This is a genomic window from Blautia liquoris (assembly GCF_015159595.1).
GTDB classification, from domain to species: Bacteria; Bacillota; Clostridia; order Lachnospirales; family Lachnospiraceae; genus Novisyntrophococcus; species Novisyntrophococcus liquoris.
The window spans coordinates 3089832-3102931 of record NZ_CP063304.1; the positions used below are offsets into that span (position 1 = coordinate 3089832).

Sequence of the window (13100 nt, forward strand, 5' to 3'; positions counted from 1 at the left end):
CCCTTATATGTTATATGTTGCACGCCACATAGGCACCCATGCAATTACTTCATCTCTTGGTTCTGACAGGATCTCCACGCCGTTCCATGTACAACTTACAACTTCATACTCGCAATCCCCATCCCTGTAGGTCCATTCTCCATCTAAGAAGACTGCCTCGCAGATTTCTACATACTCCTCATGGTATCCCTTTTGGTCATCGGGTAAAAGCGAATCAAAATCCGATACCCACGCATGGTGCCTGATCTTTGCAAGTACTCTTTCTCCAGTGTTCGGGATCCGCTCGTCTGTTGATATCCATTTCATTGCTCTTCCTCCTCTGGTCTATATGGATCTGGTAGTTGCATCCACGCTACAACCCCACTCATGCTTCCGGACCCATGCCAACACCCGGCACTATAATAAGCGCGATTAACAGATTTGAGCCCCTTTTTCGTCTTGCAAGACACAAGCATTATCTTGTCCTCAGGTGGAAGCATCTCCGACACTGGAGTCCACCTATGCTTCCGTTTCTCCGCCTGTAATTTCACTGTTGCCTGCACCGCCTGGCTCCCGTCCCATTCATTTAACCGTTCTACCTCTTCCGGGCTAAGATCCGTATCCTCATAATCCTTTAGCTTGCACAACGCACCATATATCCTCTGTCTTGTGTGCTCGGATAGTGCTTCCCCCACATGCAGATCTTTCCACTGCAAGCCCTTTAATCTCCAGTTGCCCTGATCATCACATTCTATCAATCGTCCCATTTACGCCACCTCCCTGTTATTCTTCCATATCTCCATTTTCAGATTTGTATCAGGGGCCCATGTTCCCAGGTACTCAATAGCTTCATCAAACTGAGTTGTAGGAGTATCTTTATACGACGCGATCTCAAAGTAATCCTTGTAATCCCTCCAGATCGTACGGAATACCCTGTCTCTGAGCTTTCTGTTCTTATATGCTGCGGAACGTTTGCCTCCCATTGCCTCAATGCCTACACAGTGATGTTTGTCGTTGATAGCCTTCTGTTGACCATAATCAATGGTCATTGTATTTTCCAGGTGATCAATCCGCCGCTCATGTGTCTCCATGTGGCCCATAACCAGCTGAATCTTCTTGTCATGGGCAAATATAGCCTGAAGCTCCGGAGATAGCTGTGAGAGGTCAAATCCGTGCGATATTGTATCCTCCATCTCATGGAAACGATCGATGTACTTAGCCGTGAACTCTGTACCTTTGATTCCGGTCAATTTATGTGCTATAAATTCACAACCTTTCTTCGTGATCCTGTAGCACGGACGCTCTTCACCTTTTCCATCTGTATACGACGAAGCAGCGAAGAAATCAACGAATCCAATATTGGACTGGTTAAATTGATCAGTGTAATTCCTTATATCCCGCATCAGTTTGCTATGTTCTTTTCCTACCATTTCAGCCACTTCTCGGCTGTCAATATATTTGCTCTCTAATCTCTTAACCATAATCTTTTCCTCCTAAATAAAATCAAAAATACTAAGCTGGCCTAGTTTCTCAGGCTCTTCCGACTTTTCTTTTGTCAGCAGTTTCTCTAACTCTTCACGGCATTTTATAAATGACTCCTGATAAATCTGTGGACGTTCATGCCTACGCATCCCCACCAGGTCATCGCTAAGGATAAACATCAACAGTCCATCCACATAGTTAATTACATTTGTCAATCTTATATCACGGGCATCGTTACTTGAAATATCATTACGGTGCTTAACAAGAAACTGGTAATTTTCATCTGCCTTATAGATCTCAAAAGACTTTTTTGCATGCGCTCTAATCTCATCTGCCCTTGCCATATATTTGCTATCAATCTCAGGCGGAAGTTCCTTGTTATAGATCTCAGGAAAATAATCAAGTTTTTCCATGTCCCTTTTATAACTGATAATATGATTCCGAGTGAGATCTAAATTGATACCATCTTCATAAAGGGGATCTTGTCCACCATATCTATATAGATTTCTCCAATGTTCGTACTCATTGATGCATTTCATTTCGAGTTCTTTTCTCTCGTCTTTTTTTTTCATTATCTGCATCCCCTATTTGTTCAACAACTGAGACTCCAATTTTTCATAGTCATAGTCTCGCTGATGAAAGTTATTGAATTTATTATTTTTTGATGGCTGCTTCTTTCCGGATGACTTTTTCTTCTTTGTAGGTGGATAAAATTCCTTCCATCCTTTGAGTGCTGCCTTATTGACGATTGCAATCTGCTCTTCCGGGTTGTCAGTCAACCCAAGTAATTCATTCTTTAATAACTGAATCTGCTCTTTACAAAGTGTAGTACCATTGTTCTTTCTGACAGCCAGATAAAGCTTGAAAGCATCATTCAACTTCTTATCCTCAAAATAGCTGTCCGGCGGAGCCATATATATATCTTCTTTAGTTTCTTTTTCTTTTAGGGTGCTTCTTTCCGAAGTTATTCGATTTAATTCGGAATTAATTTGATTTTCTTCCGAAGTAATTCGATTTTTAGGTGAATTTAATACAGGATCGCCCTTTTTCTTTTTTTCGAGGATCCAATACTGATCACTATAGAGTTGTCTCTTCATCAGCTTCAGAGCTATCTTCTGATAACGTTTTTGAATTCCTTCAGAGGTGATAACATCTCGCTGCAGGAGGTCCTTATCTATAAGTCCTAAATCCGCACAATAATGTATCACTTGCACGACAACCTTTTGATTCTTTATCCATCTATTACCTATTTTACGAGTGACCATTCTTGACAGCTTGGCTTCAGATAGTTCGGCATAATAGCCCTGGCTGTAAACGATGGTCAGGATCACATCATAGATCGTGACTCCCAGCGGGCCATATTCATCCATCAGGTCGAATATCTTGTCATCTTCGTAAAAGTTTGTCATCTTCGGAAAGTAGTCCAGTCCTTTTTTGTTCGGGGCACCTCGTCCCACTTGTGACCACCTACTTTCAATTCAATCCTTAATGCTGAGCTTTCTTGTACAATGTAACGAAATCATCCAGCAGAAGGGTTACCTTCCATTTTTTCCGGTCCTGCCTATGAAATACTGCGGGGATCTCATCTTCTCTTGCATCGTTGATTGCCTGCTGCATAGCATTTTCAAGATTCAGCTTTTGAACTCTCTTACACTCGATATGTATGCCTTGCAGGCCTACTACATCAGCGTCACCGTTGCTTCCACAATACTGCTGCCCTCTGCGGCAGTCTGTGAATCCTTTTTCTTTTAGTATATTAGATAATTCTCGTTCTCCTTTTGCACCTTTATTTCGACTGTTCATGTTATTTCCTTTCAATTCCCTGCCACCCAAAGGAAGCAGGGAAACAATGTTTATGCAATAATCGTGATTCTCTTCTTTAAATCTTCTGGGATCCGTTCTTCAAAGTAAGTTTTGATGTTCTGCATAGCCTCATTCTTCCAGAGACCGCCTTCTGCTTCTACGATCTTAAAAACTGGTTGTCCATTCTGATCTTTTATCCGAAAAACAAACTGGCTGGAAGGCTGCTCAACCTCCAGGAAGGTTCGATAAGGGACAAGAGTCACTGGGTTAGGAACGATAACATCAGCTTTCGAAGCAATACCTTGATGGATCGTGGTTTTCTGGCTGACGCCATCGTCTCCATAGTTTGCTGTTGCATTGGATTCTACGTTGCCGGCAACCTGTAAAATAATATTCATATCTCCGGCCATTTCAAAGTTCGCCTGGGCTTCAATTAGAAAACGTTCCTGATCATACCACTGGTCAAATTTAAATCCAGGAAGCATCGCACCGCATTCAAACAGGCATTCTCTCCTCCGCTCTTTTGTAAGACAGGAGTATAATTCTACTCTTGCCGGACCTTGTACATGTATAATCATGCGATCCCGTAACTCAAAGCTGCAATTCTTAATATAGTCAATCAAGCCTGAGAGTGTATTGGAACAAATCCCTCTAGCCATTGGCTCCTCATCATAGCGAATCAAATCCTTATTACAATAAGTTTTTTCGTTAATTTCAACTACCTTTGGATCCATCGACATTTCTTTTAACTTTGCCACATACTCCATTGCTTCTTTAATCATCTTTCTTATCCTCCTATGCTTGTTTTCTATCTCTCAAATTAATAACGTCACTGGTTGTTTCATAGATCTCACCCGTAGATAGATCCACCTTTTTAACATCTTCTGTCTGATCCGATTCGACATCTTCAATTGACATCTGCCCAGGGATCTGACTCCCAATTTCAACAGCTTCCACTTCTCCCGTCTTGATATCACGTCCCATACTTATCGCAGTGACAGCACCCAGAGCCGGTGCAAGCGTGGCTTTTGCCTGTACTCCCGTGGTAACAAAGTTTCTATCATCATTTGGTTTAAATTCGATTACAACTGTAATTTTGCGTTTCGCAGTAGCATCCGTATTTGGATCCTGAATGTTCTCGGTCACTTTCTTTAATTCACGATTAATTTGTGTTGTAAAAGCTCCTCCTGCGAAGTTCTCCATATTAATATGTTTCATAAAACTCCTTTCCGCCTGCCGGCACTCGTGATCCGGCAGACATAAGTGTATTTTCCATGATATATAAAGAATGATCTTAAAGATCAATTACGAGTCTGAATCAACCAAAGAACGCGTCTTCCATGCTTACCTGCTGTCTCTGATTTTCTCCCTGTGGTGTCTGTACGGACTGTTTCTGTGCTTCCTGCGGCTCTGATTCCTTGTATTCCTGATCTTCTACCACATCATCCTGTGGTTCATTGTCGACGTAATCAGGCTGCCCATCATCTTTGATCACTGCCATATCCTTTTCAAATGCGTTCTGGAGATCAATACTCATAATGCCCCATTTACTGATCAATTGTCTCAACATCGTTTTCTTTGCCATTCCATCAAAGTCCTGGTACCAGAACGATGAATACTTCCATTCATCACCATCCGGATACGTTCCGGATTCAAAATCTGCAAAGGAGACGCGATCCCATTTCGGGTTCCGGCTGCCAGTTACTGCATTTAAGTGGAATGCCTGGCTGTAGCGGTCCGCATGTGCCAGCATCTTTTTCTTTGACCAGTACATCGTCTTTCGAAACCCATTCGCATACTCGAACATCGCATAATATCCGACAGTTGGCGTTTCCTCGCGAATCACATCATCCTCGATCAAATCCACCTCAATTTCTTCTTCCAAGGGATCATACCGAATCAGCTCCCCTTCCTTAATCTCCAGAACATTCAGTTTTTTGTAGTATCCGGATCTCTCGGCCAATTGCAGATAGCCTTTATAGCCAAGCTGGAACTGCGCTTCTTTCTGCCCGGTTTTACGGTTATTGTATGGCACCATGTAGAATTGCCCCAGCTGCGGGGAAGGGGAAAGGTTTAATGCCTCTCCCAGAAGTGCTGCTGATAAGATACTGGGGTTCGTACACTCCTGCAAAGCCGGTGTGGTCTGCACTGCTGATACGATGCTGGAAATGAAGCGTGTCCCGTTCTTCCCACCTACCACACTGTTGATCTGTTTCTTTACCGCATCCGTAGTCAGATATGCGGTCATGCCCATCTTCTTTGGCCTGTTGGCCAAACTGTTTCCTACTGCCATGTTCTACTCCACCTTTCCAAATCTGATATGGTTATCAATCATGTACTGTCTTAGATTCATCAGCTGTTCTCTTGTGCCCCATGCTCTGAAATCAATGCTCATAATTGGATCTGCTTTCTGATGCTCTGGTTCTACCGGAGGCTTTTCTTCCATCTCCGGAGCTTCAGCAATTGTTCCCTGAGATTCCTGTTCTGCAGCCCTCTGTGCTGCTTCTTTCTGTCTCAGCTCTTCCTGACGCTTTTGTTCCTCGACCTTTGCCTTTTGTTCGGCCTCATACGCAAGCTTCCGTTTCTGTATCTCTGCCAGCCTCTGGCCTTCCTGGATTGCCTGATTCATATCCAGTGTTTTCTTGTATAGTTCCTTTGCTTCAAAAGCAAAATCTGGAAGCTTCCGGATAGTTTCAAGTTCATGTCCGATCTGAAACATCTGGCTCTTCATCTGTTCTTCAATCTTTGACATTGTCATTGAAGCATTCAACCATTTCGGATCAAATATTTTATCCAGAGTAACAAAGTTTTGAAAACCAAGGGATCCAAACAACTCTTCAATATTTTTCTGCTTTTGAGCTTTCTTCTGGTCGTCAACTTCTTTGATCTGTGAATCAATTAGAGCAATAGGTTCATCGATCAATGCGACAATCTCTTTTACCTGTTTTTCAAACTTGGTGTATGGTTCCATGCACTGCTTCTTGATCTGTTTACGCTCGTTCTCAAATGCAGTTCTCAGCTTGTTTAACTTGGCCCGGTCTGCTTTTGCATCCTTGATATTATCTTCCGTAAAAGCAAGGCTCTTGTATTCCTGCATCGTTGCAGTGATTTCCTGTTTCAGTTCCTCATTGTTCCACTGGATTTCTTTTACAAATCCATCTTCCTGGGGACTCATAATTCTAAGTTCCATATAATCCTCCTAAATTTCCGGTAGTATCAGCGGCGGTTTTCTGCCGCTCTCCACACAGTTCCAAAATTTCTGCTCCGCTTCCAGGAGCATATCCAGATCATCTTTGACCTCTGACCGTTCGATAAAGTAATGCCGGACGGATGTCTGCCGATCGGGAGACCCCCAGTCCGTTTTCAGGTGAGCTCGCAGGACTACAAATTGATAATCGGTAACAAGCAGGTAATGTAAAACCTGTATGTAGTAGTTATCCGGTATCCTGTTCTTCCACTTATCGAACATTCTTCCATTCATGATGTTGCTGGTTTTAATCTCCAAAATACCCCGGCGGCCGTCCTGATCGGTAAGTTCTCCGTCCAGTGATGCCTGCATAAAGGGATATTTGTTACTTCTCAATATTCTGTTCTCATGATACTCAACCTTGTATTCCGGATAATCCAATGAAAACAGTTCCCGGATCAGCGGTTCTGCCATAGTGCCATACTTGACATAGGGTTTGTCCGAAATATCTTCCGGAGTCCACTGCCCTGTCTTCTCCTCATACAATTCTGTGTTTGTCTTGTATGGAGTAAGTCCCAGGACAGCTGCAGCATCGGATCCACCAATTCCAAAGGTACGGGCTTTTAGCCAGGCATCATGATTCCTCGTGTCGATTAAGGTGTATGCATCAGACATTTGGCGCCACAATCACTTTCGTTTCCGGATCTAAAACAAATGTCTCACTTCCTACATTAGAATCTGTCAGGACCATAGTTTTGCTGTCCGTAGAAAATACCGCTCTGACTTTAAAATTCACGAAGTTGTCTGGTGCCCCGTATTCGATGCAGAGGGTATCCCCTGCCTTGATATCACACGCTTTCTTGTTCATTTTTTGTCCCTCCTTGGCTAATTTCATTTTCTTAAACAATCTGTCCAATAATGTCTCGGATCATTGCAATCCCGGAATCTGCCGCCACATTCACTATTTTGTGCCCTCTTGTTGTAAATGTTGCACGCACTGTCTCTGACTGGGGGTTATATTCCAAACTTTCTAAGTCGTATAAAGCTCTGGTCAATTCTAGGGCTGTTACCAGCTGATCACATATTTTTTGCTTATCTTCCATTGATTTTCCCTTTCTAATCCCCTATAATAAGGGTGTGAAATTATTTTTCTTTACTTTGCTCTGAGAGTTGCCGCTCTCAGGGCTTTTTTCTTCGATATCACACAGTGCGTGATAGATAGCCACCTGCCAACCGTCTTCCTCTTCCGGCTGTATCGCATATACCCTGGTATTGATGGACTCCATGATTACTGCGGTTTTCTCTATGAGGGTCATATCTTCCTCCTTTCTTCTTGTGCCTTCTTACACAATTTGATATAATTCCCTTATTAAACAACAAGGATGGATGTTGCCATGTACGAAAATAATTTTCAAGGAATCTCCGAAAGCGATATGAGGTACCTTGTTTATCTATCTCAAAACCGCTTTGAGGGCTTCCCAAAATTAGGCATAGAGACAGATTTATCAGCCGAATACCGAATTAAAGAACTTGAAAAACAAGGATACATCTTATTTAAAAACGGAGATATTTGTTTTAGTTTCAAAGCCATAACTGCTTTGACCGATTATAAAGACTACATTAATCAACAACTCAGTCATAAAAAGCAAGAACATTTTCGATTCTGGATGCCTATTTTTATAAACGCAGTTTTGGCTATCGTTGCAATAATCATCTCAATAATTGCACTATTAACGCCGTAACTGCCGCCACTACTGCGCCTATGGACAGTCCTGTATTAAACCACAGCGCTTTTTCAATCTTCTTCATGAACTCTCCTTTCTTCAATCACTGCCAAAATACTAAAATATCCAATTAAAAATACAATCAACATCCAGAAAAATACATCCAATACCTCCATGCCGGCATACAGCAGAGACACCATTATAAGCAACGCTGCGGCACCAGATAGGATGGCTGCTTTAAGGTATAGGATTATCTGCTTCATTGGCTCCATCTCCTCCATCTCCTCTGTTTAGATATTCTACGAATTTCTCCATGTTGACTAAAATCTTGGTGCCCATCCGAATGTGGACGATTTTCCCCTGCAAGCACAGTTTCCGAATCCGGTCATAGCTGATGCCGGTTGCGTTGCTTGCCTCCCGGATGGTCTTCATTGTCGGGATTGTCATGGCTCTCACACCTCCTTCTCCTTTTATAGTTCTTGTAAATATCCTTGTATTAATTCCACCGCTATGATAAAGTTCTTTCATCAAACATATATATGGGGGTACTTTTTATGAATGTATTTATTGCTCTTGTTTCTTGCTTACTTTCTACGATATCTGTATCCATACTTGTTAAAAACGAAGTTGCTCGATGCAAAAATGAGAAAATGAAATTAATCATCACTCCACAGAAGAAAATTTCAAACAATGCAGATAAATTGTTTTACTTGTATCTGACATTTTTAAACGAGTCCGCCCTCCCAATATCAATCTTGAATTTGAGACTTTATGAATCCGGAGACTATTCCTCCACTCATCTTTCTGAAGGCTATAGTGACGGGTTCCTTACCATTGATTCTGCCAATGTAGCATCAACCAATCGAATATCCAGGAAATATGAAATTGATTACGATGCTCTTTCAATCACCACTCCTTTTGTCATAGAGCCTTATAGCGCATTTGGCGGTTATTTTGCTTTCCATGAAGGCGGAGATGATTCATTTATCATTGGAAATAAAGACGTGGAGCGCTTTGTAACCACTTCACGAAAAACATACAAAATTGAAATGGATTTAGGATCTGGCAACTTTTATGACATCTCCTATCAGGATAATGGTGATATGTTTGGTCTTGCAGTTGGCGGTAAACGCCATCAAGACACTTCCATCCCAGACAATTATCGGTAATTATAACCCACGTTGTATTTCTTTTTTTTATACTTGACGTCAGCCCCGCAATATGGGCATTTTCCAGTTTTGGGTTTTATAATTATGTACCTTCGAAAATGTCCATAGTTGCATTTAGGGCAAACCGCCTTTACTGATCTGTGAGTCTTGTACCTTTTTTTTCGGGCTCTATCTTCTTTGAAATTCCCTGCTGTCATCTGAATTATTGAAATCAATATGAATACCTGCATTACCAAAGTCCAAATTTGAATAATAATAAGAGTCATCTCTCACACCTCCTTTTCTGGCTCATAGCCTATTGTTATGCTGATTCCTAGTGCTTTAAAAATCTTATCTGCACTCTCAATTGACATTACCTTTTGCTTTGCCTCCCAGTAATCAATCGCTCTTGTAGTAACCCCCGCCTTTTCAGCCAGCTGCTTAATTGTAAGTCCTTGATTCGTCCTTTCTCTTCTTAGAATTTCAGATAATTCATATTTATCCATTGATTTCCTCCTATCTATGTGATACCACATATTGTATAGCGAACGCACATTCGCACAATATCATGTATTATCGACCGATGTTCCAGCACCAGTCGAAGAAAGGAGGTATTACTTATGTCGGAACCGATTAACCCAGGCACTGATAATCAGGCTCCTGGAACCTATAAGGAAGTTGGTCCTCGTGGCGGTCAGGTAACTGATCCTCGCCTGGTTCATATTGATAAGGGCGATCGTTTGCCACCAACTCAAGAAAAAGGTCACAAATGGGAGAAACAGTGATTTCTCCGGCCACTGTCTTAGGATGGTGGCTTTTATATTTCAATTCTTTTCTCTGAAAAGCAAAAGCATTTCCCCAAAATATTGAACTGTAGCCAAGATTCTGCATATTGTTTTCCATTTTCTCTATATTTCGTTATAAAATGTCTTAACATCTCTTGCACCTCCTTTCCTGTCCTTTTTATCGGACAGCTATTGTGTTATTCTAAGAAATATTCGATTGTTTTCTTGTAGTTCGATTATTTTCCTCGAACACTTTAAGGTCTTCCTCAGAGACTCTGTAATCCCTTCCAATCTTTATTGCAGACAGTTTCTCTTTGCGAATCCAATCCCATACAGTAATAACCTTCACGCCGTAACGCTGGGCTACATCCGCGCAAGTGTACATTTTAGACAAAACTACACCTCCTTTTTATTATAAATTTATACTTGTGTTTGGTTCGGTTTAGTGATATAGTATGTTTGTCGAACGAACTATATTATTCAACCGAATTACTTCTTGATTAAAAGCTGTTATCTCGTTTAACCAAGCTATGAGCATACTATAGCACGTTATACCGAGTTAGTCAATAGCTTTTATCTCGTTTTGCAGAAATAATTTTAGAAGGGAGCATTATGTACGAGATATTTGAGAAATTACTAAAAGAAAAGGGGATAACTGCATATAGATTTTGCAAGGATACAGGGGTAAGCTCATCAACGATCAGCACATGGAAAAAGAAAGATTCTAAATGTGGAACTGAACTTGCTGAAATTATCGCTGACTATTTTGGGGTAACGATCGACTATGTATTGACTGGAAAAGAAACTGATAAAAAAGAACTAGTGCTTACGCCGAAAGACGAAAGAGATATTAAAAAGAAACTGGATGTTATAATGAAAGATATCAAAGACCAGAATGACGGGCCGTTGTATTATAATGGTGAGGAGGTAGATCCGATGTCTTTGTCTTTACTGGAAAATGCTCTGGAATCTGCTATGAAGCAGCTAAAAATAATTAACAAGGAGAAGTATAATCCTAATAAGAATAAAAAGTGACAGGGGTGACTTTGTTGGACAAGAGAATTAAAAGACTTATAATGTATTATTTGAAGCATTTTGAAACTAATGACCCATTCAAAATTGCTGAAATATTGGGGATTAAAGTGTTCTTTGAGCCGCTGGGAAAATACTCTGGAATGTATAAGTATCTGGCGCATACCAGATGTATTTTTCTGAATTCGGGCATTGAAGACGAAGTGTTTTTAAGTGTTGTAATGGCCCATGAGCTTGGACATGCTGTCCTGCACTGGAAAGAAAACTGCTGCTTTATGGCGCACCATACCTTAATGTTGACGAGCAAGACCGAAAGACAAGCAAATTGGTTCGCAGCATATCTTTTAATCACGCAGGACATGTTGAATGATTTCGCCGGGTGCACCAAAGACCAGTTTTGCAGATGTACCGGATATCCAATGGAACTTATTGACCTAAGATTAAAATAAAAAGGAGGAAGCTCAATGAAGAAGAAATTATTAATATCTGGATGCATAATACTTTTGGGAATAATGCTTGGTGGATGTGGCAAAAGATCAGATACCGGAAAAGAAGTGGAGATTGAGAAATTGCCAGCCAATATGGAATTAAACAAATCCACTATACAATTAAATGGCGTAAATTTATATCAATCTTTTCGGGATAACGAATGGAATATCTACGGGACAATTTCTATCAATATTAGGGGTCTAAACGAAACCGAAAAACATTGGATAGATAAAGATAAGACGGAAACTACATATAACGGCACCGTCATCAATCCAGACTTGTATTTGTCATGCGGCGATAATAGTATGGATTTTGAAACACTTGTTAATTATGGTTTCTCGGACATAGGTGGAAATCGAATTTATTTTTTTGGAACAAGTGAAGGAAACAAATATGAATTTTCTGAAGCTGAACTATCAAGCAGTGTTAGAATAAAGCAAGATGATACCTATAAAGTTTCACCAGACAAAGCAGCCTTGCACAAAGAAAACCATTATTCCTACAGAATTAAATATTCGAGTGAAAACAAGATACCTGATATTACTGAGATGCCCAAAAATATACTTGAAGCATTTAACGAGAATCTTCAAAATATTTACAATAATTTATAAATAGATTCCGTGCCGGATAAACAACCTGACTAATATTGTAATTAAGATGAAAACAGGGGGTATTTAAATGGGCTTTCTAAATTTTTTATCAAAATCAGGGAAGGGTTCCCTCAGGAAAAACTTATTTCTACAAAAATATTATTTTGATTATGAAGTAAAGCCCTATATCTCTGATGATAGAGATATGAAGGATTGGGCTGAAAAAGTTAAGATGTTTCCAAAACAAAATATTATACAAGGGGTGACAATGACCAGGTACGATGATGGACTCTTGCCCGGGCATGTCTACATGCTATATTGGTTGGGAAAATATGCAAACAAGAAAGTTCCGGCGTATTTTGAATATAAATATGGTATAAATTTTGAGGCTGAGAAAGACTTTCTAGCAAAGAATGGATATCTTGAAGATGCAAAACCCACAGGAAAAGGAGATGCAATGATTGAAAAACATCAATCCGTCATCGTTTCGCATTCTAAAAACTCAGGGCACAATAAAGAAATTAAAAAAGTTATGGAGGAAATCAAAAACGTACCTCCCTCTTCTGACCCTGTTAATAACAATCTGGTAGGCATGAATCTCGAAAAGGATGGGAACGTAGATGCGGCCGTATCTCTTTATGAATATAATGTCACTCACAGATTTGAGGGCAGTCATCCATATAAACGTCTGTGTATTATATATCGTAAGCGTAAGATGTATGATGATGAAATACGGGTTGCCGATAAAGCCATTCAAAATTTAGCACAGTCGAATAGAAAAGAATATTTTAGAAATAGAACTGTAAAGGCAACTAATTTAAAAAATAAGGCAAAATAATCTACAATAAGCAAAACAAAAACCGCCCCTGCGCCAACAGGAA

General features: G+C 40.5%; 25 protein-coding genes. 7 read left to right on the forward strand and 18 right to left on the reverse strand.

Translation table 11 applies throughout. The features are described from left to right. Positions 1–3: 3 nt before the first annotated feature. The 14 genes from INP51_RS13980 to INP51_RS14045 all read right to left on the reverse strand — a co-directional run bounded on the left by INP51_RS13980 (position 4) and on the right by INP51_RS14045 (position 7767). Complete coding sequence (locus tag INP51_RS13980; protein ID WP_193735288.1) at positions 4–306, reverse strand: hypothetical protein; 303 nt, start codon at positions 304–306, stop codon at positions 4–6. Then, entirely contained in the window at positions 303–746 is a 444-nt protein-coding gene (locus INP51_RS13985) for a hypothetical protein (RefSeq protein ID WP_193735289.1), read from the reverse strand. The genes INP51_RS13980 and INP51_RS13985 overlap by 4 nt, the downstream gene beginning before the upstream one ends. Next, positions 747–1460, reverse strand: a complete 714-nt coding sequence (locus INP51_RS13990) for a Rha family transcriptional regulator (protein ID WP_193735290.1) — start codon at positions 1458–1460, stop codon at positions 747–749. A 12-nt stretch (positions 1461–1472) separates the two neighbouring features. Then, complete coding sequence (locus INP51_RS13995) at positions 1473–2033, reverse strand: hypothetical protein (RefSeq protein ID WP_193735291.1); 561 nt, start codon at positions 2031–2033, stop codon at positions 1473–1475. A gap of 12 nt (positions 2034–2045) precedes the next feature. Then, complete coding sequence (locus INP51_RS14000; protein ID WP_193735292.1) at positions 2046–2918, reverse strand: DUF4373 domain-containing protein; 873 nt, start codon at positions 2916–2918, stop codon at positions 2046–2048. 28 nt (positions 2919–2946) lie between these two features. After that, positions 2947–3264 (reverse strand): putative PDDEXK endonuclease, encoded by a 318-nt coding sequence (locus INP51_RS14005; protein WP_193735293.1) that lies wholly within the window; start codon positions 3262–3264, stop codon positions 2947–2949. Between the two features lie 50 nt (positions 3265–3314). Then, positions 3315–4046, reverse strand: a complete 732-nt coding sequence (locus INP51_RS14010) for a hypothetical protein (RefSeq protein ID WP_193735294.1) — start codon at positions 4044–4046, stop codon at positions 3315–3317. 13 nt (positions 4047–4059) lie between these two features. Next, entirely contained in the window at positions 4060–4482 is a 423-nt protein-coding gene (locus INP51_RS14015) for a hypothetical protein (protein ID WP_193735295.1), read from the reverse strand. Positions 4483–4582: 100 nt separating this feature from the next. Beyond that, the gene (locus tag INP51_RS14020) at positions 4583–5557 is read right to left on the reverse strand and encodes a recombinase RecT (protein ID WP_193735404.1); all 975 of its coding nucleotides are present in this window, start codon (positions 5555–5557) and stop codon (positions 4583–4585) included. 3 nt (positions 5558–5560) lie between these two features. After that, complete coding sequence (locus INP51_RS14025) at positions 5561–6454, reverse strand: DUF1351 domain-containing protein (RefSeq protein WP_193735405.1); 894 nt, start codon at positions 6452–6454, stop codon at positions 5561–5563. Positions 6455–6463: 9 nt separating this feature from the next. Continuing rightward, positions 6464–7126, reverse strand: coding sequence for a YqaJ viral recombinase family nuclease (locus tag INP51_RS14030; protein WP_193735406.1), 663 nt, complete (start codon positions 7124–7126; stop codon positions 6464–6466). Beyond that, a complete protein-coding gene (locus INP51_RS14035) occupies positions 7119–7319 on the reverse strand; it encodes a hypothetical protein (RefSeq protein WP_193735407.1) in 201 nt (66 codons plus the stop codon). Before INP51_RS14035 ends, INP51_RS14030 begins: the two co-directional genes overlap by 8 nt. Before the next feature lie 31 nt (positions 7320–7350). Further along, complete coding sequence (locus tag INP51_RS14040; protein WP_193735408.1) at positions 7351–7554, reverse strand: hypothetical protein; 204 nt, start codon at positions 7552–7554, stop codon at positions 7351–7353. Between the two features lie 21 nt (positions 7555–7575). Then, a complete protein-coding gene (locus tag INP51_RS14045; RefSeq protein WP_193735409.1) occupies positions 7576–7767 on the reverse strand; it encodes a hypothetical protein in 192 nt (63 codons plus the stop codon). 78 nt (positions 7768–7845) lie between these two features. Here INP51_RS14045 and INP51_RS14050 point away from each other — a divergent pair, with 78 nt between their 5' ends. Next, the gene (locus tag INP51_RS14050) at positions 7846–8193 is read left to right on the forward strand and encodes a hypothetical protein (protein ID WP_193735410.1); all 348 of its coding nucleotides are present in this window, start codon (positions 7846–7848) and stop codon (positions 8191–8193) included. Between the two features lie 53 nt (positions 8194–8246). On the opposite strand, the gene INP51_RS14055 is transcribed toward INP51_RS14050, so the two are convergent. Both INP51_RS14055 and INP51_RS14060 read right to left on the reverse strand, forming a co-directional pair. Then, a complete protein-coding gene (locus tag INP51_RS14055) occupies positions 8247–8438 on the reverse strand; it encodes a hypothetical protein (protein ID WP_193735411.1) in 192 nt (63 codons plus the stop codon). Further along, positions 8413–8703 carry a helix-turn-helix domain-containing protein gene (locus INP51_RS14060; protein WP_230406817.1) on the reverse strand — a complete coding sequence of 97 codons (291 nt, stop codon included), beginning with the start codon at positions 8701–8703 and terminating at the stop codon, positions 8413–8415. Before INP51_RS14060 ends, INP51_RS14055 begins: the two co-directional genes overlap by 26 nt. A gap of 26 nt (positions 8704–8729) precedes the next feature. Between INP51_RS14060 and INP51_RS14065 the strand changes: the two genes are divergently transcribed. Then, on the forward strand, positions 8730–9344 hold the full coding sequence (locus INP51_RS14065) for a hypothetical protein (RefSeq protein ID WP_193735412.1): 615 nt from the start codon (positions 8730–8732) through the stop codon (positions 9342–9344). A gap of 269 nt (positions 9345–9613) precedes the next feature. Here INP51_RS14065 and INP51_RS14070 read toward each other — a convergent pair whose 3' ends face one another. Further along, positions 9614–9829, reverse strand: a complete 216-nt coding sequence (locus INP51_RS14070) for a helix-turn-helix domain-containing protein (RefSeq protein ID WP_193735413.1) — start codon at positions 9827–9829, stop codon at positions 9614–9616. 114 nt (positions 9830–9943) lie between these two features. Here INP51_RS14070 and INP51_RS14075 point away from each other — a divergent pair, with 114 nt between their 5' ends. Next, positions 9944–10108, forward strand: a complete 165-nt coding sequence (locus INP51_RS14075; RefSeq protein ID WP_193735414.1) for a YjzC family protein — start codon at positions 9944–9946, stop codon at positions 10106–10108. Between the two features lie 202 nt (positions 10109–10310). Here INP51_RS14075 and INP51_RS14080 read toward each other — a convergent pair whose 3' ends face one another. Beyond that, complete coding sequence (locus INP51_RS14080) at positions 10311–10493, reverse strand: helix-turn-helix domain-containing protein (protein ID WP_230406954.1); 183 nt, start codon at positions 10491–10493, stop codon at positions 10311–10313. Positions 10494–10702: 209 nt separating this feature from the next. Between INP51_RS14080 and INP51_RS14085 the strand changes: the two genes are divergently transcribed. The 4 genes from INP51_RS14085 (at position 10703) to INP51_RS14100 (ending at position 13057) form a co-directional block, all read left to right on the forward strand. Beyond that, positions 10703–11143, forward strand: a complete 441-nt coding sequence (locus tag INP51_RS14085) for a helix-turn-helix domain-containing protein (RefSeq protein WP_268885832.1) — start codon at positions 10703–10705, stop codon at positions 11141–11143. A 41-nt stretch (positions 11144–11184) separates the two neighbouring features. Then, entirely contained in the window at positions 11185–11589 is a 405-nt protein-coding gene (locus INP51_RS14090) for an ImmA/IrrE family metallo-endopeptidase (protein WP_230406818.1), read from the forward strand. 15 nt (positions 11590–11604) lie between these two features. After that, complete coding sequence (locus INP51_RS14095; RefSeq protein ID WP_193735418.1) at positions 11605–12240, forward strand: hypothetical protein; 636 nt, start codon at positions 11605–11607, stop codon at positions 12238–12240. Between the two features lie 301 nt (positions 12241–12541). Continuing rightward, a complete protein-coding gene (locus INP51_RS14100; RefSeq protein ID WP_193735419.1) occupies positions 12542–13057 on the forward strand; it encodes a hypothetical protein in 516 nt (171 codons plus the stop codon). The last annotated feature ends 43 nt before the right edge of the window (positions 13058–13100 follow it).

What these genes read in the sequence shown, in the direction of transcription:
- INP51_RS13980 (WP_193735288.1), bottom strand. Translation starts at nt 306, where the DNA reads ATGAAATGGATATCAACAGACGAGCGGATCCCGAACACTGGAGAAAGA.
- INP51_RS13985 (WP_193735289.1), bottom strand. Translation starts at nt 746, where the DNA reads ATGGGACGATTGATAGAATGTGATGATCAGGGCAACTGGAGATTAAAG.
- INP51_RS13990 (WP_193735290.1), bottom strand. Translation starts at nt 1,460, where the DNA reads ATGGTTAAGAGATTAGAGAGCAAATATATTGACAGCCGAGAAGTGGCT.
- INP51_RS13995 (WP_193735291.1), bottom strand. Translation starts at nt 2,033, where the DNA reads ATGAAAAAAAAAGACGAGAGAAAAGAACTCGAAATGAAATGCATCAAT.
- INP51_RS14005 (WP_193735293.1), bottom strand. Translation starts at nt 3,264, where the DNA reads ATGAACAGTCGAAATAAAGGTGCAAAAGGAGAACGAGAATTATCTAAT.
- INP51_RS14010 (WP_193735294.1), bottom strand. Translation starts at nt 4,046, where the DNA reads ATGATTAAAGAAGCAATGGAGTATGTGGCAAAGTTAAAAGAAATGTCG.
- INP51_RS14015 (WP_193735295.1), bottom strand. Translation starts at nt 4,482, where the DNA reads ATGAAACATATTAATATGGAGAACTTCGCAGGAGGAGCTTTTACAACA.
- INP51_RS14020 (WP_193735404.1), bottom strand. Translation starts at nt 5,557, where the DNA reads ATGGCAGTAGGAAACAGTTTGGCCAACAGGCCAAAGAAGATGGGCATG.
- INP51_RS14025 (WP_193735405.1), bottom strand. Translation starts at nt 6,454, where the DNA reads ATGGAACTTAGAATTATGAGTCCCCAGGAAGATGGATTTGTAAAAGAA.
- INP51_RS14030 (WP_193735406.1), bottom strand. Translation starts at nt 7,126, where the DNA reads ATGTCTGATGCATACACCTTAATCGACACGAGGAATCATGATGCCTGG.
- INP51_RS14035 (WP_193735407.1), bottom strand. Translation starts at nt 7,319, where the DNA reads ATGAACAAGAAAGCGTGTGATATCAAGGCAGGGGATACCCTCTGCATC.
- INP51_RS14040 (WP_193735408.1), bottom strand. Translation starts at nt 7,554, where the DNA reads ATGGAAGATAAGCAAAAAATATGTGATCAGCTGGTAACAGCCCTAGAA.
- INP51_RS14045 (WP_193735409.1), bottom strand. Translation starts at nt 7,767, where the DNA reads ATGACCCTCATAGAGAAAACCGCAGTAATCATGGAGTCCATCAATACC.
- INP51_RS14050 (WP_193735410.1), top strand. Translation starts at nt 7,846, where the DNA reads ATGTACGAAAATAATTTTCAAGGAATCTCCGAAAGCGATATGAGGTAC.
- INP51_RS14055 (WP_193735411.1), bottom strand. Translation starts at nt 8,438, where the DNA reads ATGAAGCAGATAATCCTATACCTTAAAGCAGCCATCCTATCTGGTGCC.
- INP51_RS14060 (WP_230406817.1), bottom strand. Translation starts at nt 8,703, where the DNA reads ATGAAAGAACTTTATCATAGCGGTGGAATTAATACAAGGATATTTACA.
- INP51_RS14065 (WP_193735412.1), top strand. Translation starts at nt 8,730, where the DNA reads ATGAATGTATTTATTGCTCTTGTTTCTTGCTTACTTTCTACGATATCT.
- INP51_RS14070 (WP_193735413.1), bottom strand. Translation starts at nt 9,829, where the DNA reads ATGGATAAATATGAATTATCTGAAATTCTAAGAAGAGAAAGGACGAAT.
- INP51_RS14075 (WP_193735414.1), top strand. Translation starts at nt 9,944, where the DNA reads ATGTCGGAACCGATTAACCCAGGCACTGATAATCAGGCTCCTGGAACC.
- INP51_RS14080 (WP_230406954.1), bottom strand. Translation starts at nt 10,493, where the DNA reads ATGTACACTTGCGCGGATGTAGCCCAGCGTTACGGCGTGAAGGTTATT.
- INP51_RS14090 (WP_230406818.1), top strand. Translation starts at nt 11,185, where the DNA reads ATGTATTATTTGAAGCATTTTGAAACTAATGACCCATTCAAAATTGCT.
- INP51_RS14095 (WP_193735418.1), top strand. Translation starts at nt 11,605, where the DNA reads ATGAAGAAGAAATTATTAATATCTGGATGCATAATACTTTTGGGAATA.